19 protein-coding genes and 2 pseudogenes are annotated in these 22,168 nt (G+C 38.9%); 1 reads left to right on the top strand and 20 read right to left on the bottom strand.

Translation table 11 applies throughout. The features are described 5' to 3' along the window. Positions 1 to 20: 20 nt before the first annotated feature. The 19 genes and pseudogenes from lipA to miaB all read right to left on the bottom strand — a co-directional run bounded on the left by lipA (position 21) and on the right by miaB (position 20,324). Positions 21 to 986 carry a lipoyl synthase gene (gene lipA / locus G468_RS0106580; protein WP_026822450.1) on the bottom strand — a complete coding sequence of 322 codons (966 nt, stop codon included), beginning with the start codon at positions 984 to 986 and terminating at the stop codon, positions 21 to 23. A 125-nt stretch (positions 987 to 1,111) separates the two neighbouring features. Further along, positions 1,112 to 1,741 carry a lipoyl(octanoyl) transferase LipB gene (gene lipB, locus G468_RS0106575; protein WP_026822449.1) on the bottom strand — a complete coding sequence of 210 codons (630 nt, stop codon included), beginning with the start codon at positions 1,739 to 1,741 and terminating at the stop codon, positions 1,112 to 1,114. 156 nt (positions 1,742 to 1,897) lie between these two features. Then, entirely contained in the window at positions 1,898 to 2,161 is a 264-nt protein-coding gene (gene ybeD, locus G468_RS0106570) for a DUF493 family protein YbeD (RefSeq protein WP_026822448.1), read from the bottom strand. A gap of 144 nt (positions 2,162 to 2,305) precedes the next feature. Further along, entirely contained in the window at positions 2,306 to 3,517 is a 1,212-nt protein-coding gene (gene dacA, locus G468_RS0106565) for a D-alanyl-D-alanine carboxypeptidase DacA (protein ID WP_034249445.1), read from the bottom strand. Between the two features lie 148 nt (positions 3,518 to 3,665). After that, positions 3,666 to 4,655: an endolytic peptidoglycan transglycosylase RlpA gene (rlpA, locus tag G468_RS0106560; RefSeq protein WP_026822446.1), complete on the bottom strand. Its 990-nt coding sequence runs from the start codon at positions 4,653 to 4,655 to the stop codon at positions 3,666 to 3,668. Between the two features lie 14 nt (positions 4,656 to 4,669). Further along, the gene (mrdB, locus tag G468_RS0106555) at positions 4,670 to 5,782 is read right to left on the bottom strand and encodes a peptidoglycan glycosyltransferase MrdB (protein WP_026822445.1); all 1,113 of its coding nucleotides are present in this window, start codon (positions 5,780 to 5,782) and stop codon (positions 4,670 to 4,672) included. 3 nt (positions 5,783 to 5,785) lie between these two features. Beyond that, positions 5,786 to 7,714, bottom strand: a complete 1,929-nt coding sequence (mrdA, locus tag G468_RS19965) for a peptidoglycan DD-transpeptidase MrdA (protein ID WP_246067339.1) — start codon at positions 7,712 to 7,714, stop codon at positions 5,786 to 5,788. 22 nt (positions 7,715 to 7,736) lie between these two features. Next, complete coding sequence (gene rlmH / locus G468_RS0106545; protein ID WP_026822444.1) at positions 7,737 to 8,207, bottom strand: 23S rRNA (pseudouridine(1915)-N(3))-methyltransferase RlmH; 471 nt, start codon at positions 8,205 to 8,207, stop codon at positions 7,737 to 7,739. Positions 8,208 to 8,209: 2 nt separating this feature from the next. Further along, the gene (gene rsfS / locus G468_RS0106540) at positions 8,210 to 8,527 is read right to left on the bottom strand and encodes a ribosome silencing factor (RefSeq protein ID WP_026822443.1); all 318 of its coding nucleotides are present in this window, start codon (positions 8,525 to 8,527) and stop codon (positions 8,210 to 8,212) included. A 278-nt stretch (positions 8,528 to 8,805) separates the two neighbouring features. Then, positions 8,806 to 9,486 (bottom strand): nicotinate-nucleotide adenylyltransferase, encoded by a 681-nt coding sequence (nadD, locus tag G468_RS0106535; protein WP_051296980.1) that lies wholly within the window; start codon positions 9,484 to 9,486, stop codon positions 8,806 to 8,808. After that, a complete protein-coding gene (gene holA, locus G468_RS0106530) occupies positions 9,470 to 10,510 on the bottom strand; it encodes a DNA polymerase III subunit delta (RefSeq protein WP_026822441.1) in 1,041 nt (346 codons plus the stop codon). Before holA ends, nadD begins: the two co-directional genes overlap by 17 nt. Next, a complete protein-coding gene (lptE, locus tag G468_RS0106525; protein ID WP_026822440.1) occupies positions 10,507 to 11,058 on the bottom strand; it encodes an LPS assembly lipoprotein LptE in 552 nt (183 codons plus the stop codon). Before lptE ends, holA begins: the two co-directional genes overlap by 4 nt. A 17-nt stretch (positions 11,059 to 11,075) precedes the next feature. Continuing rightward, positions 11,076 to 13,658, bottom strand: a complete 2,583-nt coding sequence (leuS, locus tag G468_RS0106520; protein ID WP_026822439.1) for a leucine--tRNA ligase — start codon at positions 13,656 to 13,658, stop codon at positions 11,076 to 11,078. 272 nt (positions 13,659 to 13,930) lie between these two features. Next, positions 13,931 to 14,655, bottom strand: a pseudogene (locus G468_RS19960) (amino acid ABC transporter ATP-binding protein). A 194-nt stretch (positions 14,656 to 14,849) separates the two neighbouring features. Continuing rightward, complete coding sequence (gene lnt, locus G468_RS0106510) at positions 14,850 to 16,382, bottom strand: apolipoprotein N-acyltransferase (RefSeq protein ID WP_026822438.1); 1,533 nt, start codon at positions 16,380 to 16,382, stop codon at positions 14,850 to 14,852. A 5-nt stretch (positions 16,383 to 16,387) separates the two neighbouring features. Beyond that, the gene (corC, locus tag G468_RS0106505) at positions 16,388 to 17,266 is read right to left on the bottom strand and encodes a CNNM family magnesium/cobalt transport protein CorC (protein WP_026822437.1); all 879 of its coding nucleotides are present in this window, start codon (positions 17,264 to 17,266) and stop codon (positions 16,388 to 16,390) included. A gap of 71 nt (positions 17,267 to 17,337) precedes the next feature. Next, positions 17,338 to 17,805: an rRNA maturation RNase YbeY gene (gene ybeY / locus G468_RS0106500; protein ID WP_026822436.1), complete on the bottom strand. Its 468-nt coding sequence runs from the start codon at positions 17,803 to 17,805 to the stop codon at positions 17,338 to 17,340. 16 nt (positions 17,806 to 17,821) lie between these two features. Further along, entirely contained in the window at positions 17,822 to 18,874 is a 1,053-nt protein-coding gene (locus G468_RS0106495; RefSeq protein ID WP_026822435.1) for a PhoH family protein, read from the bottom strand. A gap of 19 nt (positions 18,875 to 18,893) precedes the next feature. Then, positions 18,894 to 20,324 (bottom strand): tRNA (N6-isopentenyl adenosine(37)-C2)-methylthiotransferase MiaB, encoded by a 1,431-nt coding sequence (gene miaB / locus G468_RS0106490; protein ID WP_026822434.1) that lies wholly within the window; start codon positions 20,322 to 20,324, stop codon positions 18,894 to 18,896. A gap of 191 nt (positions 20,325 to 20,515) precedes the next feature. Between miaB and ubiF the strand changes: the two genes are divergently transcribed. Continuing rightward, positions 20,516 to 21,697, top strand: coding sequence for a 3-demethoxyubiquinol 3-hydroxylase (gene ubiF, locus G468_RS0106485; protein WP_026822433.1), 1,182 nt, complete (start codon positions 20,516 to 20,518; stop codon positions 21,695 to 21,697). A gap of 342 nt (positions 21,698 to 22,039) precedes the next feature. On the opposite strand, the pseudogene G468_RS25285 reads toward ubiF, so the two are convergent. Then, a pseudogene (locus G468_RS25285) lies at positions 22,040 to 22,168 on the bottom strand (IS91 family transposase); the annotation flags it as partial.

Here is a 22,168-nt window from a genome sequence, read left to right as displayed (position 1 = left end):
GTATGAAATTAAATGATTTTTCATTTAATTTCTATGCCTTTCGCTTGTAAATCTGCATGATAAGATGAGCGAACTAATGGGCCACAGGCTGCATGTGTGAAACCCATTGCGATTGCCTCATTTTTCATTTCTTCAAATTCTTTCGGGCTTACATAACGTTTTACTGATAAATGATGGCGGCTGGGTTGAAGATATTGGCCCAAGGTTAACATGGTAACGCCGTGGCGGCGTAAATCACGCATAACATCAATAATTTCTTCATTAGTTTCACCTAATCCAACCATTAATCCTGATTTTGTTGGTATTTCAGGATGCATTTGCTTGAATTTTGCAAGTAGTTGCAATGACCAATCGTAATTAGCGCCAGGACGTACTTGGCGATAGATACGAGGAACATTCTCAAGGTTATGATTAAAAACGTCGGGTGGCGCAGTGGCCAAAATTGTTAAGGCGCGATCCATACGACCCCGGAAATCCGGCACTAGCGTTTCTATTTTGATGTTTGGATTTTTCTTTCGAATAGCAGTAATGCAATCCGCAAAATGTTGAGCTCCGCCATCACGCAGATCATCACGATCAACTGACGTAATGACAACGTACTTTAATCCCATATCTTTTATCGTTTCTGCTAATTTTGCTGGTTCGTTGGGATCAGGAGCATTAGGTCGTCCATGGGCAACATCGCAAAATGGACAGCGACGAGTGCAGATAGCGCCTAAAATCATAAAAGTGGCGGTACCATGATTAAAACATTCAGCGAGGTTAGGACAAGAGGCTTCTTCACAGACTGAATGTAAGCCATTCTTACGCATTGCGTTTTTTATTTCTTTTATTCGGCTAGAATCAGCGGGAAGTTTTATTTTCATCCATTTAGGTTTAGGTAAAATTTCTGTATGATCCGTTCTTACTGTTTTGACAGGGATCAGTGCCATTTTATCAGCGTCACGATATTTAACGCCACGCTCCATTTGAATTGGTCTACTCATAATTATGCCAGTTCCATTAGGTTCCTGCTGCGGATCAATAATAGATATATTTTATGCTATCACATGTGATCATTATTTATGTCATTTTCAATTTTTTTTTAATAATTATAAAAAATTATAACAACTTATTCTGCAAGTTTAAATCCTAATAGGTTGCAGAAATGTTCTACTAGTAAAGGTTCGACATCTTTAACCTGGCAGCCAGGAACGAAATCATTGAGTTGAGTCATTTGCATACCGGCATAGCCACACGGATTAATACGCTGAAAGGGGGCAAGATTCATATTAATATTTAATGCTAGGCCATGGAACGAACAACCTTTATGAATACGTAATCCAAGAGAGCATATTTTTTTTTGTTCAACATAAACACCTGGGGCTTCGCGCTGTGCATAAGCGTTAATACCAAATTCGGATAAAGTATTAATTACCGTATTTTCCAGTGTAGTAACCAGTTCTCTTACACTTATTTGATTACGCTTTAAATCTAATAAAATGTACATTATTTGCTGACCAGGGCCATGATAGGTGATTTGTCCGCCACGATCAGATTGGATAACAGGAATATTTCCGGCTGCGAGTATATGCTCTTTTTTACCCGCTTGGCCTTGGGTAAAAACAGGGTAATGCTCCACTAACCAAAGTTCATCTGGCGTATCAATCGTGCGTTTTTTAGTAAACTGATGCATTGCATCGGAAATGGGTTGGTAAGTATGAAGCCCAAGTTGACGTAATATAATGGTTTTTTTTAACAATCTTTTTCTGCCACTGATAGATATATGCACTAATTATGCAGTATAACCTGCGCAAATTAATCTTGCTAGCATAGTAAGCGCTGCACTTGAAATTATAAAACCCGAAAATATTGGATTTTCGGGTTTTATAATTTCAAGTACAACAATAAATTGTGTTTACAACACCATACGAACTAATTCTAGTTTGGCTAATTCTTCATACAGTTTTTCTATCTGTTCAATATTAGTTGCTGTGATGGTAATTGATACTGAGTGAAAGTTACCTTTACTACTAGGCTTAACTGATGGCACATAATCACCAGGAACATGTCGTTGAACTACTTCAATGATTTGATCAGTTAACTCAGGTTTAGCGACCCCCATCACTTTGTAGGTAAATGAGCAGGGAAACTCGAGTAGCTCATGTAGTCTGGTTTTCATAGATTCTCCTAAAATACGGCCACTAACCTTATTTCAATATTAAATGATTTAAATTGTATACTTATTCATATTTCTTAATTAAAAATTAAGTTATAAATTGAACATCTTTACCATAATGGAGGTAGCAATGTCATTTTTCAATATTTAGCCAAACCAGCGCTGAAAAAACAATTTAATATAATCTAATAGGTTACTAAAAAATCCACCCTCATCGACTTCTTTCAATACTACCAGCGGACGTTGTTCAATGATCTTACCATCTAATTGTAGGTTAATCGTGCCAACAATTTGGTTTTTTGCTAAAGGTGCCTGTAATTCAGTATTGTTTAATGTATAACTGGCTTTTAAATCTTTCATACGCCCACGGGGAATGATCAGATAGAGATCCTTTTCAATACCCAGTTTTACTTGATCAGTATTAGCAAACCAAACGGGTTGAGAAGCAAACTCCATCCCACCTTGTAATGGTTTAACGGTTTCAAAAAAGCGAAAGCCCCAAGTGAGTAATTTTTTACTTTCTGCATCACGTCCTTTACTGCTATGACCACCTAATATAACAGATATCAGCCGCATATTACCTTCGGTAGCAGAGGCAACAAGGTTATAACCGGCAGCGCTAGTATGTCCTGTTTTAATACCATCTACATTCAGGCTCTTATCCCATAACAAACCATTCCTATTTAATTGACGGATCTTATTAAAGGTGAACTCTTTTTCTTTATAAATAGCATATTCCTCAGGGACATCGCGGATTAGAGCTTGACCGATTAACGCCATATCTCGTGCGGAACTATACTGCCCATCGGCATCTAAGCCATGTACAGTAAGAAAGTGGGTGTTTTTTAATCCCAGGCGTTGAACATTGTCGTTCATTAATTTGACAAAACTTGCTTCGTCACCCGCGACATACTCGGCCATTGCAACACATGCATCATTACCAGACTGCAAATTGATACCACGTATCAGTTGAGATACTGATACGCGATCACCGGGCTTTAAAAACATCAGCGAAGAGCCTTTAAAAACCGGGTTACCGGTAGCCCAAGCATTTTCGTCGATAGTCACAATATCATTCATGCTAATTTTACCGGCTTTAATTGTTTGACCAATGATATAGCTCGTCATCATTTTAGTCAGACTGGCTGGGTCGCGACGTTGATCAGCATTTCTTTCAGCCAAAACTTTGCCTGAATAATAATCAATAAGAATATAAGCTTCAGCGTCAATATTTGGTGCCGAGGGGATCACATTGATTTGCATAGCATTATTGCTATTTGCAAACAGAGTGCTGGAAAATATAAGACTAGTAATAAGTATTAGGCTACCGATAGAACGGGAGAAAATTGCATATTTCATAATAATATACGGGATCCGAGGACAATATGTTAATAGAGTGGGCATTGTATTCTCAGCATAAAAAAGTAGTATTTTATTCTGAAATAGAGATGCCAGGTTAGTTGATTTTTATTTTACTCTAATTAGATTTTATTGATTAATCAATAAATTATTCGGTATTTATGATAATGCTCGATTGTTTTAATTCTGTTAATATTTTATTTTTTATCAGTTCTGCTGTTTCAGGATCTCGAAATGGGCCGAGTTGTACGCGATAGATATTGTTAAATGGTTGAATACGGCCAGCTGTGTTCAGTTGTTTCGAAACCGATTGTTGCCATGCTTCTGCTCTTGCTTGATCACTTAATGCACCTATTTGTACAAAGTAACGTTTTGTCGCACTACTGATCGATTTCATTGACGACGGATTAGGATAGTTATTATCAACAACCCTATTATTCGCTGCTACCGTATTACCGCTTGTGATTGGTTGGATTGATTGAGATAAAGCGGGTGGGCTATCATGATCCTCTGTCGTTGATTGATTGTTGTTTGAAGAGAAGTTTGCGGAATGGGTCTCTAATTTCGGTGGTTTAGGCAAGGCATAACTCTGCTTAGCAATATTGACACCAATTGTACCAGGTCCAGTTAAATTGCCGGCAGGGGAAACTAAAATCGGATCAATTTTAATACGCGCAGTTAGCATTAAATTTAACCTATCGCCAGCAGCTTGTGAGAGAGCAATATTTTTACCTGATATATAGGGGCCTCGATCATTAATACGTACAATTATCATTCTGCCATTAATTAAATTAGTAATGCGGGCATAACTTGGAATAGGTAAAGTAGGATGTGAAGCCGTGAATGCATAAGGGCTTGCTTTTTCCCCTGTCGCAGTTATTTTACCGATAACTTCAGAGCCAAAAATGCTGGCAAAACCTGTTTCACTAAAATGAGCAGGATCTTTTACTATTTGATAAGTTTGACCATTAAGTTGGTAGTCATCATTAGCGCCAGAATAATAAGGTTCGTAACGGGGCTCTGCTCCTAATATATCTTTTACCGGCATCATAGGCATACCGGTATTTTGTTGAGTTTGAGAAGCACAGCCAGCTAAAATTGCTATTGTAATGCTAAGTATAAGCCCATGATAGTGCATTACTGACCTCGTAGTTATAAACTTTTTGACAGAAATTTTCGGTGGGTATGGATTGACATAATAATACCGAATCCAGCCATTAAAACAATTAATGCAGAGCCGCCATAACTTACCAATGGTAAAGGAACACCCACTACTGGTAAGATACCGCTAACCATGCCAATATTGACGAATATGTAGACAAACAAAATTAACATTAGGCCACCAACCATCACTCTACCAAAGGTATTTTGTGCATTAGCTGCAATGATTAGTCCACGCATAATTAGCAATAGGTATAATGCGAGTAAAATAACGACACCAATGAGTCCGAGCTCTTCAGCTAATACGGCAAAAATAAAATCAGTATGGCGTTCTGGTAGAAACTCTAATTGCGATTGTGTGCCATGTAACCAACCTTTACCAAATAATCCGCCTGAACCAATGGCAATTTTAGATTGGATAATATGATAACCTGCTCCTAGTGGATCAGTTTCTGGATCGAGTAACATCATAACGCGATCTCGTTGATAATCATGCATCAGAAAGAACCAAAGAATAGGGATAAAACAAGCGATACCCGTGGCTGCAATGGCAATCAATTTCCAATTCATACCCGCTAAGAAAAGAATAAACAGACCGGAGGCCGCAACGAGAATTGATGTGCCCAAATCAGGTTGAGCGGCAACGAGTAGTGTGGGCAGAAATATAAGTATTAATGCCAGTAGCGTATTTTTTAATGTAGGAGGACAAAGATCCCGATTGACAAAACGCGCAACCATTAATGGAACCGCAATTTTAGCAATTTCAGAGGGTTGAAAACGAACGAAGCCAAGATCTAACCATCTTTGTGCACCTTTACTAATTTGACCAAATGCATCAACAAAAACTAATAAAATTAGGCAGAAAATATAGAGATAAGGCGCCCAATTTTCATAGATACGGGGTGAAATTTGCGCCATAACAATCATGACCACAAATCCAATCGCGATTTGTATTAGTTTACGCTGCATCATATCAATGTCTTGCCCACTTGCGCTCCACATGATCATGACACTGTATATTGTTAAGGCAAGAATAATCAGTAACATTGGAATATCAATATGTAAGCGGGTCCAAATAGGTAATTTATGTGAATTATCGGTCATATATTACTGATCTTCTTCTGGAGATACATTTTCTGGAGATACATTCGTATCGGGTGTTTGTGATGTCGTTTTTTTACCAAGCAATACATAATCAAAAATATTACGAACAAGATCGCCAACAGCCGGCCCGGCACCACCATTTTCCAGAATAATAGCAACGGAAACGGTTGGATTTTGGTAAGGGGCGAATCCGATCATTAATTTATGGTCACGCAAGTGCTCAGCTAATTTACTCGCATTGTAGGTTTCATAACTGAATACCTGTGCGGTACCTGATTTGACAGCAGCTTTATAGGGTGTGTTGGCAAAACTTCTACGGGCTGTACCGTTTGGTGCATTAGCAACACCATACATACCTTCTTTAGCTAATTCCCAAAAACCTGAATGAATATTGCCGATTTGGATATAATCTTTCTGTTCATAGGGTAGCATAGCGTTACCTAATTTAGTGCCATAAAGCAGATGGGGAATTTTAACTACACCGTCATTAATTAGTGTCATTAATACTTTTGCCATTTGGATTGGGGTTGTGGTCCAATAACCTTGGCCAATGCCTACTGGAATCGTGTCTCCTTGATACCAAGGTTTTTTGTAACGTTTTTGTTTCCATTCACGCGTTGGCATAATGCCAGAACGTTCTTCCGCAAGATCAATGCCGGTATAGTGACCATAGCCAAATTTCTGCATCCAATCGGAGATACGATCGATACCCATATCATAAGCAACCTGGTAGAAAAAGGTGTCAGCTGATTCAATAATGGCTCTAACAACACTTAATCTACCGTGTCCCCATCGTTTCCAATCGCGATAACGTTTTTCGGAATTTGGTAACTGCCACCAACCTGGAGCAAAAATAGTGGAATTAGGGGTAACAACATTTTCACTTAATGCGGCAACGGCAATAAACGGTTTAACAGTAGAGGCTGGTGGATATAACCCCTGAGTCGTTCTATTAATAAGTGGGCGATTGGGATTATTTAATAAAGCTTGGTAATCCTTATTAGAAATACCATTAACAAATAGATTAGGGTCATAGCTAGGAGTGGATACCAGAGCTAATACTTCTCCGTTACGGGGATCAGTAACAACTACGGCAGCTCGGCTGGTGGTTAGCAACTTTTCGATCTCAATTTGTAAATTAAGATCGATAGTGAGATAAATATCTTTGCCAGCTTGAGGTGGTTGTTCATGAAGTTGACGTATAACTTTTCCCCGACTATTTACTTCAACTTCTTCGTAGCCGGTTTTGCCATGTAAAATATTTTCGTAATACCGTTCTATACCTAATTTACCAATATCATGGGTGGCGGTGTAATTTTTTAGTAGACCGTCATTTTCTAGACGTTCTATATCCTTATCATTAATTTTGGCTACATAACCGATAACATGCGTCAGAGCAGAGCCATAAGGATAATAACGGCGTTGGTAACCTTTAACTTCAATCCCAGGGAACCGGTATTGATTAACAGCAAAACGTGCAACTTGTACTTCATCTAGTGAGGTTTTCAATGGTATAGAAGTAAAGCGACGTGAGCGTTTACGCTCTTTTTTGAAGTTTGCAATGTCGTCATCCGTGAGATCAACTACATCACGCAATTGTGCTAACATCTCTGTTAAATTAGTTACTTTTTCGGGAATGACCTCTAATTGATAAAATGTTCTATTTAACGCGAGAGGAATACCATTTCTATCATAAATAATACCTCTACTTGGTGGAACTGGAACCAGTTTTATCCGATTATCATTTGAACGAGTTTGGTAATCTTCATGGCGAACTACTTGTAGATGATAAAGATTAGCAATTAAGATACTGACTAATATTACAATGATAATAAAAGCTATTAACGCTCGACGAATGAATAGAGTAGACTCAGCGGTGTAATCGCGAAAAGGGGTGCGTTTCTTTTTTTTTGTTTCTTTCTTCGCATTCACACTCATAACCTACATAAATATGTTATTCCCGATGGTAAGGATGATTTGTTGTAATGCTCCATGCCCGGTAAAGGCTTTCAACAACAAATATTCGAACTAAAGGATGAGGCATAGTTAAGGTTGACAGTGACCAACTTTGTTCTGCTGCAGCTTTGCAGGCAGAAGCAAGACCTTCTGGGCCACCAATTAGAAAGCTAATATTACGTCCATCTTGTTTCCATTGATTTAGTTGTGCGGCAAGTTGTTGAGTTGTCCAGCGTGTGCCCAGTATATCGAGGGTAATTATGCGGTTACCTTTGCTTACAGCAGCCAGCATTTGTTCTCCTTCTCTCTCGATGATACGTTTAATATCGGCATTTTTCCCGCGTTTTCCCGCAGGGATCTCAATGAGTTCAAAAGGCATATCTTTTGGAAAACGATGAAGATAATCTTGAAAACCTGTTTGGATCCAATCAACCATTTTGCTACCAACCGCAATCAGTTGTAATTTCAAATTCAACTCCAGAGTTTTTCAAGTTCATACATACGGCGACTATCTTCTTGCATGATATGAACAATTGCATCGCCTAAGTCTACAACGATCCAATCGGAAACACCTTGTCCTTCAACACCAAGAGGAATTATTCCAGTCTTACGACATGCTTCAATTAATTTGTCCGAAACTGATGCCAGATGGCGATTAGATGTTCCAGTACAGATTATCATGCAATCAGTAATGCTAGATTTTCCACTTACATCAATAGTGACAATATCTTGCGCTTTTGTATCGACTAGTTGGTCGATAATAAATTGTTGGAGTTCAGTTCCTTGCAAAGGTTCACCTTTAATTTCAAGTTAAATAAAAAATATCAATGTTTTATTTTATTCAGTTATAAAATTTTGTTGAAAGAAACAAGCATAAGATAATCTATATTTTAATCTAATTTTTGGTAAAACCAGTTGAATATTTATAATTAGTTTTAGAATAGATTATCGGAAATTATGCCTAATTTTCAACAGTAGTGTAAAAAGCGCCAAGATAGTACCAATCACCTTATATACTCACAATAGTTTAAGGTAATTTTTGTCAATTTTTTATATTTATTGATTAATTATACGCAATTTTGATAAAGATGATGTTTATCAATATAGCGCAAAACTGCGGGTGGCAATATATCTTTGCAACTTTTTCTATCTCGTTTTCGTTCACGAATTTGAGTTGCGGAAATATTTAATAAGGGAGTATCAGCCAGATATATGGCACCACAGGGTTTATGACTGAGTATTTCCGGATCAGGCACTTGATGGTGTATTAGCCATTGTTGCATTGGTGAAGTTGGAAAATAAGTGGTATAGCCTGGACGGGCGCAAACTAATAAATGACAAAGATCTAAAATTTTTTGCCAATCAAACCAGGTATTGATCGACAGTAGTGAATCTTGTCCGATAATAAAAGCTAAAGGTTTTTGCCAACCGATTTCTTGCCGGAAAGAGAGTAGTGTTTCAACGGTATAGGAGGGAGTTGTACGTTTAAGCTCACGGGTATCAATACTAAATAGTGGATTATTTTTGATCGCTAATTTTATCATTGCCAGTCTTTGTCGCACGGTTGCTTCAGGTTGTGGGCGATGAGGTGGCACATGATTAGGAAGTAAAACAACCTGTTGTAAACCAACTTGTTTAGCTAGTGCTTCAACAGGAAGTAAATGACCATAGTGTATCGGATCAAAAGTACCACCAAATAGTGCTTGAATAGATGGAAAATTAGCTGTTTGTTTAGTTTGTTGAGTCATTAATAAAACTCTCGGGCAGTGATTTACCGCACAATAGCATAGATAAAGTTTCTAATTTTGGCCAAATTGAGTGACCATAATCTTGTTTTAAATGTAATTCAGCTTGGGTAATTAACTGTATTGCATGCTGTAGTTCGCGAAGTGGTAAGCGTTGTAGCGCTGCGTTAATGAGAGGGCGGCGGGCTTGCCAAATTCTATGTTGATCAAATAATTTTCTTAAATCTTTAGCGTTACTCTGTTGTTTTAATGTCAAAAGCAATATGAGCTCACGTTGAATTATACGTAATAGAATCACTGCTTCGTAATCTTCGCGTTGTAATTGTTGCAAGATATGCCAACTACGTTTAATTTTGCCGGCAAGTAGCGCATCAACCCAATGATAAGGTGTAAAATGGACGGCATTATTTACTGCTTCTTTGACACGAGGTAAGGTGAGATTACCGTCAGGATATAATAGTGATAAACGTTCAAGCGCTTGATTAAGGGCCAGTAAGTTGCCTTCATAGCTGTAGCAAAGAAGCTGATTAGCTTGTTTATCTAAGGTAACAGACATCGCTTTTGCTCGTTGCGTTACCCATTGAGTCAGTCTGGATTGTTCTGGTGTCAGACAATTAATATAGACTCCATCTTGGGCTATTTTTTTGCACCAGGCACTATTCTCTTGTGCTTTAGTTAATTTGCCGCCACGTAATAGGAGTAATAAATCAGAATGTAATATTTCAGCCAACTTAAGCAGTTTTTCTGCTATGACGGCGGTGGGACCACTTTCGGGTAATATTAAGATAAGGATTTGTCGGCTGGCAAACAGGCTAAGCGATTGACTCAGACGATAAATAGTATCCCAGTCGGTGCTTGTATCTAACGAATAGCTATAGCGTTCAGTAAAACCTTGCTGCTTGGCAACTTGACAAATTTTGTCCACGCTTTCTTGTGCTAAAAAAGGATCATTGCCAAAAATCAGGTAACAAGCTTGCAGCTTATCCGCAAGCTGCGAAGTGAGTTGTTCCGGATAAAGACGGATCATTCTGAGTTTTCCGCTCGCGCTTTTTCAACAGCAACTGATTGTGCAGGCTCATTTTGAATAGAGCTATGAACGATCAGTAATTTACGAATTAACTGACGAGCAGCTTGTTCACGCATTTCTTGTTTAACAAGTTCGTTTTCGGCATCTTTTGCCAGTGTTTCTAACGGATTATCAAAGAAAGTGCGCTCGACACGGGTTTTGATTGGGTAAACAGCGCCATTGGGTAGGATAATTTGCGCGCTAACCCAAAAATTTAACTGTTTTTCTGCACTTTTACCATCTTGGTAGATTGAAACAGTTTTGGTGTTTTCAGATGAACCAACAATTTTTAAAATCGGCACATTCTGCAAATTTTTATCAATTAAGTTGACATTATTTAGGCGTAATTGCTGTCTAATTGCGCGTGCCAACGGGCCGTATGGATCGCCGCTACTTAATCTTAATGTTTTTAGTTCTTCAGGTACTTGCGTCGTACCTTGTAAGCGAAATCCACAACCAGCCGTGATCAACACGGCTAAGCTTAGAAATAAGGTAATTAAATAACGCACATCTTCTCCTTATTAAATTAGCCAACAACAAGGTTTAACAGCTTGCCTGGCACATAAATTACCTTACGGATGTTCATACCTTCAAGATATTTTGCTACACCATATTCTTGCATTGCCAAAGCTAAAACAGAATCTTGTGATGCATTGATATCGACAGTAATACGTCCACGAACTTTACCATTAACTTGAATAATGATTAATTTAGTATCGTCTATTTTTGCTTGTTCGTCAGCAACCGGCCAAGGCGCATTATCGATATCTTCCTGGTGGCCAAGTGCTTTCCACATAATAAAGCAGGCATGAGGAATAATAGGCGACAGCATCCGCACGATAGCCTCTAAAGATTCTTGTAGTAACGCACGATCCTGCTCACTGTCATGAGAGGCACGCGTCAGTTTATTCATGAATTCCATAATAGCGGCAATCGCAGTATTAAATGCATAACGGCGGCCGATATCATCAGTCACTTTCGCGATGGTTTTATGAAGCTCACGCCGTAGGTTTTTCTGCTCTGGCGTGAGGCTGGCGCTATTTAATGGCGCTGTTTGACCCTTTTGCGTATGTTCAAAAACGGTGCGCCAGAGACGACGAACAAAACGATTAGCTCCTTCTACACTGGATTCTTGCCATTCCAAAGTCAACTCTGGCGGAGCGGCAAACATCATAAATAGGCGGACCGTATCAGCCCCATATTTTTCTACCATTAATTGTGGATCGATGCCGTTATTTTTCGATTTGGACATTTTACTCATTCCGGTATAGAAGAGTTGATGGCCATGCTGGTCGGTTGTTTTGACAATCTTACCTTTTTCATCGCGTTCAACCGTTGCATCAACGGGTGACACCCAAACTCGTTGTCCATTTTCACCTAAGTAATAAAAAGCATCGGCTAATACCATTCCTTGACATAACAGGCGTTTAGCCGGCTCATCTGAATTTACTAAGCCAGCATCGCGCATTAATTTATGGAAAAAACGAAAGTACAATAGATGCATAATGGCATGTTCAATACCACCGATATATTGATCAACGGGCAACCAATAATTGGCCGCGGCCGGATCTAGCATTCCTTGGTCATAATTAGGACAGGTATAACGAGCATAATACCAGGATGACTCCATAAAGGTATCAAAGGTATCCGTTTCACGTAATGCCGGATGACCATTGATATTGGTCTTGGACCATTGTGGATCGGCTTTAATAGGACTCGTGATCCCGTTCATCACGACATCTTCAGGTAAGATGACGGGGAGCTGTTCTTCTGGTACTGGCATAACAGAACCGTCTTCCATGGATACCATTGGGATTGGGGCTCCCCAGTAACGTTGGCGAGAAACGCCCCAGTCACGCAGACGATAATTAACTTTGCGTTTAGCAGCACCTTGTGCAACCAGTTTATCGGCAATTGCATTGCCACCTGTTTGGTTGTCCATACCACTAAATTCACCTGAATTGATTAGTGCATTTTTTTCAGTCAGCGGACCCGTTTTAAGCTCGGGGATCTGGCCTTCATGATCAGCAATAACTGCTTTAATCGGTAAATGATATTTGCTTGCAAATTCCCAGTCACGCTGATCATGTCCTGGAACCGCCATTACTGCCCCTGTACCATATTCCATTAATACAAAATTGGCTATCCAGATCGGAATTTTTTCATTAGTTAGTGGGTGAATTGCGAACAAATCGGTGGCGATACCTTTTTTCTCCATGGTTGCCATTTCTGCTTCGGCAACTTTGGTATTGCGACATTCATCAATAAAAGTGCCAAGCTTAGCATTTTTTTCTGCCGCGCTTTTTGCTAGCGGATGAGTAGCTGCAATAGCGAGATAAGTCACTCCCATAAAAGTATCAGGCCGAGTAGTATAAACAGTTAGTTTTTCATCCTTGTCTGCCAGAGCAAAGGTAATTTCAACCCCTTCTGAGCGGCCTATCCAGTTACGCTGCATGGTTTTAACTTGTTCTGGCCAACCATCGAGTTTATCTAAATCATTGAGAAGCTCTTCAGCATATGCGGTAATTTTTATGAACCATTGGGGAATTTCTTTGCGCTCGACAGGGGTATCGCAACGCCAGCAGCAACCATCAATAACTTGCTCGTTAGCTAAAACGGTTAAATCATTTGGGCACCAGTTAACAGCGGAGGTTTTCTTATAAACTAAACCTTTCTCATAAAGCTTAGTAAAAAACCATTGCTCCCAACGATAATACTCTGGGGTACAAGTTGTGACTTCTCGGCTCCAGTCATAACCAAATCCGAGCATTTTTAATTGATTTTTCATGTACTCAATATTGGCATAAGTCCAAGGTGCTGGCGCAGTATTATTTTTTACCGCCGCCCCTTCTGCTGGTAAACCAAAAGCATCCCAGCCAATAGGTTGCAGCACATTTTTGCCTAGCATGCGTTGATAACGTGAGATAACATCACCAATGGTATAGTTGCGAACATGCCCCATATGTAGTTGACCAGATGGATAAGGTAACATTGACAGGCAATAGTATTTTTCTTTGTTATTATCTTCTATTACTTTAAATGTTTGTTTTTCTTCCCAATGACGTTGTACGTATTGTTCTATCTCTTCTGATCGATATTGTTCTTGCATGACACCGATGTTCCTATGGCGAAAATGCGGCATTGGCCGCGAATAAAACTGTGAATTTTAGATCTGCATAGAATAGCGGATAATTGGCCCTAACAACAACTATTGATGAATATTTAATGGACAGGCTACATTAAATTTATATATGCAAAAGTTGTGTAGTTTCAAAGAGTAGAATTGTAGATTATCCGTCTAGCCCGAATTTGAGCCTATCTTAATATTATTATTTAGCTGATTGGGCGACGGTTTTTGTCACCCAATAACGGATAGTTGGATTAATGTATGATCTTAGCAAGAAATTCTTTAGCGCGTTCTGATTTCGGCGCAGCAAAGAAATCCTCTTTATTGCTATCCTCAATTATTTTTCCTTCGTTCATAAAAATCATTCGATGAGCAACTTTTTTAGCGAACCCCATTTCGTGAGTAACGACTATCATGGTCATTCCTTCTCTAGCAAGCTCTATCATGACATCAAGTACTTCGTTGATCATTTCGGGATCTAATGCGGAGGTTGGCTCGTCAAATAGCATCGCAATGGGATCCATACAGAGTGCTCTTGTAATAGCAACCCGCTGCTGTTGCCCGCCTGATAATTGAGCCGGAAATTTATTGGTGTGGTTAGCTAATCCAACTCGCTCTAATAATTTTAAGGCAGTGCTTTCAGCGGTTTTTTTATCTCTGTTTAAGACTTTTATTTGTGCTAGTGTTAAATTCTCAATAATTGATAGATGAGGGAAGAGTTCAAAATGTTGAAATACCATACCTACTTTTGACCGCAATTTAGCTAAATTGGTCTTTTGTCATTAACATGAATATTATCAATATATATTTCACCGCTTTGAATTGTCTCTAAACCATTAATGGTTTTTATTAATGTTGATTTACCTGAACCAGAAGGGCCACAGATAACGACAACTTCTCCCTTTTTGACATCCATCGAACAATCAGAAAGCACCTGAAACTGTCCATACCATTTAGAAACATTTTTTAAAGAAATCATTAATAGTCCTTTTTCAGATAGCTAACCAGCATAAATCTTAATAAATCAATAACACATCAAATCTTTTTAACAAATAATAAATTATTATAATAAAAGTGAACATTAATTAAAGTTAATGATAAATATCAATAAGCAAGATAAAAACCATCATCGGTAGTTTAGTACATGATGATAATTAATATATGCTTAATTGATTAGTCTTCTTTTCGCTTAATAAAGTATGCCAATATAATAAATAAAGTAACCAAGGCCCACATAGGCCAGTTACTCCAACGTGCATAAGGGGTAAGACCCGAAGTTGGTGTTACCTCAGTATTTAATACTGAGCGAGTGAATTGAGGAAGTTCTGCCTGAATATCTCCATTGGGGGTGATCACGGCCGTAACGCCATTATTAGTGGCACGTAATAGTGGTCGACCAAGCTCAAGGGCGCGCATCCGTGCCATTTGAAAGTGTTGCCATGGGCCGATAGAATGGCCAAACCAGGCATCATTTGAAACGGTTAATAGAAAATCGGTATTTGATTTAAAGTTATCTCTAACTTGGCTACCTAAAATAATTTCATAGCAGATAGCGGCAGTTAAATGAACATCGCCAGCAGTTAATTGCTGTTGCTCATAATTACCACGACTAAAACCTGACATGGGTAAATTGAATAAAGGGGCAATTGGCCGAAGAATATTTTCTAATGGCACAAATTCACCAAAAGGCACCAAGTGGTGTTTCTGATAACGGTTGCTGGTTGGATATTGATAAGGTTTATTTTCTCCCAGCACAATTATGCTATTAAAAAAATCGCTCACGCCTTGTTTGCTTGGTTTGGCATCAACAATGCCAGTAATTAAACGAGTATTTTGTAAGCGCAGTAGTTTATCTAGTGAGGTTAGCCAAATATTATTATCTAATTCAATCGAGGGTATAGCCGATTCAGGCCAAATAATGATATTGGCGTTGCCAAAATAAGGTCTGGAGAGATCTAGGTAGGTGCTAATGGTTTGTTCAAGAAATCCTGGTTGCCATTTTAAGCTTTGCGGAATGTTACCTTGAACTAAAACAATTTGTGATTTTTTTTCTGCATCCGGTGTAAACCAGTGATAATTTTTAACTACTAACGGTAAAAATAATAAGATCATTGCCGTAATTAGCGGAATCACTCGGCGTTTTACGCAAGCAAAAACCAAACAGCTACTAATAATCACCAGTAGCAAAGTTATCATCTCAACGCCAAATATCGGTGCAATGCCTTTGAGTGGCCCATCGATTTGACTATAACCAAATTGCAACCAAGGAAAACCCGTTAATATCCAGCCACGTAAATATTCAGTTACTTGCCATATCGCTGGCGTGGCAAAAATAAAGCGCGCAATATTAAGGTTTGGAAAGAATCGATTGAGTAGATAAGCAAATAGCGCGGGATAAAGTGATAAATAAGCTGCCAGTAAGATGACTAAAAAGACATTAACCAGCAATGGTATACCGCCAAAGTCGGCAATAGTCACATAAACCCAGTTAATACCACTGCCAAAGAAACCAATGCCCCAACAAAATGCTATCAAACCAGCTTGGTTGCTTGAGCGATTAACAATTAACAGTTGTAAGCCAAAAAGAGAAAAAAGAGCGGCTAACCAAAAATCAAAAGGTGAAAATGCCAGTGTTCCGCAGAGCCCGAAAATTAACGCGATCAAGGCTCGTAACCACTGACGTTGATAGAGTGGCATTTTTTTCATGAATGCTATTCTTCTACAAGATTTGGAGTAGGTGCTTCATCAGGAATTTTTACCTGAACTTGAATGATTTTGCGGCTATCAGCCATGGTAATTTTAAAGATATAACTATCAATTGTGATAATTTCACCTCGGGCAGGCAAATGTCCGAATGCTTGCATTACTAAACCACCAATGGTATCAACTTCTTCATCGTTAAAACGCGTGCCAAATGCTTTGTTGAAATCATCAATTTGGGTTAACGCCCGAACAGAGTAAGCATGTTTACTTAGTTGGCGAATATCAATGTCATCTTCATCATCATATTCGTCTTCAATCTCACCAACAATTAATTCAAGAATATCTTCGATCGTAACTAAGCCGGAAACGCCACCAAATTCATCGATGACAATTGCCATATGATAACGTTGCGAACGGAACTCTTTTAATAATAAATCAACACGTTTACTTTCAGGTACAACAACAGCGGGGCGTAATACTTTATCGATATTGAAAGGTTCAGTATCAGTACGCATAAATGGCAGTAAATCTTTAGCCATCAATAGACCTTCAATATGATCTTTATCTTCACTAATTACTGGAAAACGAGAATGCGCTGAGTCGATAATCACATCAAGGCATTCATCTAAGGATTGATTCCGTTTTAAGGTTACTATCTGTGAGCGTGGAATCATGATATCCCGAACACGTTCGTCAGAAATATTCATCACACCTTCAAGCATTTCTCTGGTATCAGGATCAATAACATCTTTTTGCTCTGAATCACGAATTAGTTCAACTAAGTCATCACGATTTTTGGGTTCACCGTGAAATAATTGGTTTAGACGCCCGAAAAAACTTTTTTTCGAGTGATGATTGTCATTGTTTGTAGGATGGTCGTCGCTCATGGCGTTTTATTAATATTTCTCTCGGTAGTTAATCGTATCATACATTGTTTAGCATAAAAGTAGCATTATGATTACGCTTTTTCATGCTGATAGGGATCAGGATAACCTAATTTTTGCATAATTTCAGTTTCTATTGTCTCCATTTCTTCTGCTTCAAAGTCATTCTGATGATCATAACCTAGTAGATGAAGACAACCATGTATTACCATATGCGCCCAGTGAGCATCTAAGGTTTTGTGTTGTTCAATAGCTTCTTTTTCGACGACTTGACGACAAATAACCAGATCACCGAGTAAGGGTAATGGAATATTATCTAATGCCTCAAATGGAAAGGATAGCACATTTGTTGGATTATCTTTTCCTCGATAAGTCAGATTTAAATATTGGCTTTCTGCGATATCGACAATACGAATTGTGATTTCACTTTCAGCTTGAAATTGTGGTAGAAAAGCCTCGAGCCAATGTTGGAATGTCGTTTCATCGGGTAAGCCATTATGATCGCTACAGGCCAGTTGGAGATCAAGAATAATTGATTGCAAGCAAATATCTCCTTTTCTATAGAACACCTGAAGGCTCATTTTGTTGACGAAGTAACTGTTTGCGTTCTAGTTCTTTTGTTTCCCAATTTTCGTAGGCAATAACCACTTTTGCTACTATAGGATGACGTACTACATCATCACTGTGAAAGAAATTAAAGCTAAGTTCTTTAACTTCAGAAAGTACTTCAATTGCATGGCGTAAACCTGATTTATGACCGCGTGGCAGATCAATTTGGGTTACATCTCCAGTGATTACGGTTTTAGAGTTAAACCCAATGCGGGTCAGAAACATTTTCATCTGTTCAATCGTGGTATTCTGGCTTTCATCCAAAATGATAAAAGCATCATTCAGAGTACGACCTCGCATATAGGCTAATGGTGCTACTTCAATCACATTGCGTTCAATCAATTTTTCTACTTTTTCAAAACCCAGCATTTCAAATAAGGCATCATAAAGAGGCCGTAAATAAGGATCAACTTTCTGACTGAGATCACCTGGAAGAAAACCAAGTTTTTCGCCGGCCTCAACAGCGGGGCGAGTGAGTAGAATACGACGTATTTCTTGACGTTCTAAAGCATCAACGGCAGCTGCAACGGCGAGATAGGTTTTACCTGTTCCGGCAGGACCAATGCCGAAAGTGATGTCATGGCTAAGCATATTAGCAATATATTGCGCCTGATTTGCCGTACGTGGTTTGATAACGCCTCGTTTGGTTTTAATGTTGATGAATTTGTTGTAGCTACCAACATTTTCAACTGATGGTTCAACAAATTGACTTTCCATAATAGATAAGTGGATTTGTTCAGGGACAATGTCAGGGATAATGCCACGTATAGGCGCTGTATCAACATATAGGCGGCGTAAAACACTGCTAGCTGCGTTGATATTAAGTGGTTTGCCAATCAATTTGAAACGGTTATTGCGACGATTGATTTCAATACCGAGTCTACGCTCCAGCTGCTTTATATTATCATCAAACGGCCCACAAAGGCTGATTAACCGTTGATTATCAGCCGGCTCTAAAAATATTTCGCTAGTGGCAATTTGTGGATTATCTTTTGGGGTCACTGAGTCTCTCTATTTAATATTAAGGTTGGTAATTTGCTACACCAAGATCGTCTTCTTTACGTGTCCGAGCAATAATTGATTCGGGTGATTGTTGGCTCCTTAACGCCATGCTATCTTCAGTTTTCACTACTTTACCGCGCAAAGAATTGGCATAAACATCGACAATTTCGACATCGACAAACTTTCCGATCATATTTTGTGTCCCTTCGAAGTTTACCACCCGATTATTTTCGGCACGGCCAGAAAGTTCCATAATATTTTTACGTGAAGGGCCTTCAACCAGAATACGTTGAATGCTACCCAACATTGTTCGGCTATAATTCATAGCTTGTTGATTAATACGTTGCTGAAGTAGATAGAGGCGTTGTTTTTTTTCATCTTCACTCACATCGTCAGGCAAATCAGCGGCAGGCGTACCAGGGCGTGGTGAGTAGATAAAACTAAAACTCATATCAAAATTAACATCAGCAATCAGTTGCATGGTTTTTTGAAAATCATCTTCGGTTTCACCAGGAAAACCAACAATGAAATCTGAACTGATGAGGATATTAGGTCGTGCTTTACGTAATTTACGGATAATACTTTTATACTCAAGGGCTGTATGTGATCTTTTCATCATCGTCAAAATACGATCTGAACCACTTTGAACCGGAAGATGCAAGAAGCTAACAAGTTCAGGGGTATCTTCATAGACAGCAATAATATCGTCGGAAAACTCAATTGGATGACTGGTGGTAAAACGGATGCGATCAACACCATCAATGGCGGCAACCAGACGCAATAATTCTGCAAATGAACAAATGCCACCGTCAAACGTTGCTCCACGATAGGCATTGACATTTTGACCCAATAAGTGAATTTCACGTACTCCTTGCGCGGCTAATTGTGCGATTTCAAATAACACGTCATCACATGGTCGGCTTACCTCCTCACCTCGTGTATAAGGTACGACACAAAATGAGCAGTATTTATTACACCCTTCCATAATGGAAACATAAGCGGAAGGGCCTTCTGCTCGTGGTTCCGGTAATCGATCAAATTTTTCAATTTCTGGAAAACTGATGTCGACAATTGGACTACGCGTCCCCTTAACTTGATTGATCATCTCTGGTAGACGATGCAAAGTTTGTGGGCCGAAAATAATGTCAACACTAGGAGCACGTTGACGAATGAAATCCCCTTCCTGTGAAGCGACACAACCACCAACACCAATAATAATATCAGGATTAAGCTCTTTTAGATTTTTCCAGCGTCCTAATTGATGAAATACTTTTTCTTGCGCTTTTTCACGAATTGAGCAGGTATTTAGTAGTAGAATATCGGCTTCTTCAGCAATCTCGGTTAATTGATATCCATGGGTGCTGTTGAGCAGGTCAGCCATTTTCGATGAATCATATTCATTCATCTGGCAACCCCAGGTTTTAATGTATAGTTTTTTATTCGTCAACATTTTGTCTATCCGAAGTTTTTAGCAGCAAAATCTGTCATACTGAAAACATTATGTATTAAATTAGAAAATTTTGGTATGTATTGTATTCGTTTGGGGCATCGCTGACCAGTATGTAGAATAGATTATTAGTAAATGACTTAAGAAAAACTAGCCCTACTATTAGATTAATGACTATAGATAGCTAAGTTGATATGAATAGAGTAGATGAAAATTATGACATTGTAGTCGTTGGTGCAGGTATGATAGGCGCAGCCATGGCAATTGGATTAGCCAAAGAAGGTTGGCGGATCCTGTTACTTGAACATACTAAACCGGCACCTTTCGATCCGTTAGAGCAGCCTGATTTACGCGTTTCAGCGTTGAGTTGTACTTCCGTGGATTTACTCAAGCAACTTGGTGTATGGAATAATGTTTTAAATATGCGCGTTGCCCCGTATCGAAGATTAGAAACATGGGAAGGGGAAAATACACATGTAATGTTCGAAGCAAGCAGTCTGGGTTTACCTGAACTGGGTTATATGGTTGAAAACCGTATTTTACAATTGGCATTATGGCAACAATTTTCTCAATATTCCAATCTTACCTTGCTATGTCCGGCTAAATTGGCCGCAATGCAGCGTCACCATCAACAGTGGAAAATTACCTTAAATAACAATCAGCAAGTTTTGGCAAATTTAATTATTGCTGCTGATGGTGCCCATTCACAGGTGCGTTCTTTGGTTGGAATTGGCAGTAACGGTTGGCAGTACGGTCAATCATGTCTGCTTATTACGGTTAAGATGGAACAACCACAACAGGATATTACTTGGCAACAATTTTTTTCTTCTGGCCCGCGCGCTTTTTTGCCTTTATTTGATCATTGGGCCTGTTTGGTTTGGTATGATAAACCTGCTCGAATTAGACAATTACAAGCTATGACTCTGGAGCAACTGAGGCAAGAAATTATTTCAGCTTTTCCAGCTCGCCTTGGCTCACTGCAAGTTGTTGCTAAAGGTAGTTTTCCACTGAACCGCCATCACGCTAATCGTTATGTTGACGAGGGGCTAGCGTTGATTGGCGATGCTGCTCATACCATCAACCCACTTGCGGGACAGGGAGTCAATCTCGGTTACCGTGATGTTGATAGTCTATTAAAGGTATTGATTGATGCCAAGAGGCATTTATTACCTTGCTATGCTAGAAAAACTTTACTTATTTATCAAAAAGATAGAATGCGAGATAATAAATTGATGCAGGCAGGTATGGATGTTATCTATACACTATTTAGTTCCCAGTTAGCGACTGTAAAATCTGGCCGAAATTTAGCCTTAATGGTGGTACAACAGCTAAGTAGCGTTAAGAAAAAGGTACTTAAATATGCTTTAGGTTTATGAAATAAAGATGGTTATGCTATTTTCTGACTGCTGTGTCGTGACACCTTGTTCTTTAGATAGAGAAGAGTGTCAAAATTAATTAAATTGTGAGATGGATCCAAAAACCATCATTTTTGTTATTCATTTATAATTCACGTGTTATACTGTTAGATAGTTGTTTGTTTTTATTCATAAAGTTTATCGTCCATGGTTAGGAATCTCAATCAATACAGTAAGGCATTAATGGAGGTGTTTTGAACTCAATATTTCTATTAAATTCTGACAGTTTTCTCGTTGATTAACCATGAGAACAGTAATTCGGTTAAATTATCATCTAAAAGCCTAATAATAGGCACACTGCTCCTAGGCTGCGGTTTGTAACCATCGTTTTTTGACCATTTTATCCCGCCTTTCTGACAGTAAAGTGACGGCGTGTATTCCTTTTTCCGCACTCATAAACCGCAATCGGTTTCCACATAAAATACATTGGTA

Origin of the sequence: Arsenophonus nasoniae DSM 15247, assembly GCF_000429565.1 — a bacterium.
Classification (GTDB): Bacteria; Pseudomonadota; Gammaproteobacteria; order Enterobacterales; family Enterobacteriaceae; genus Arsenophonus; species Arsenophonus nasoniae.
This window is presented reverse-complemented; position numbering and strand designations above follow the sequence as displayed.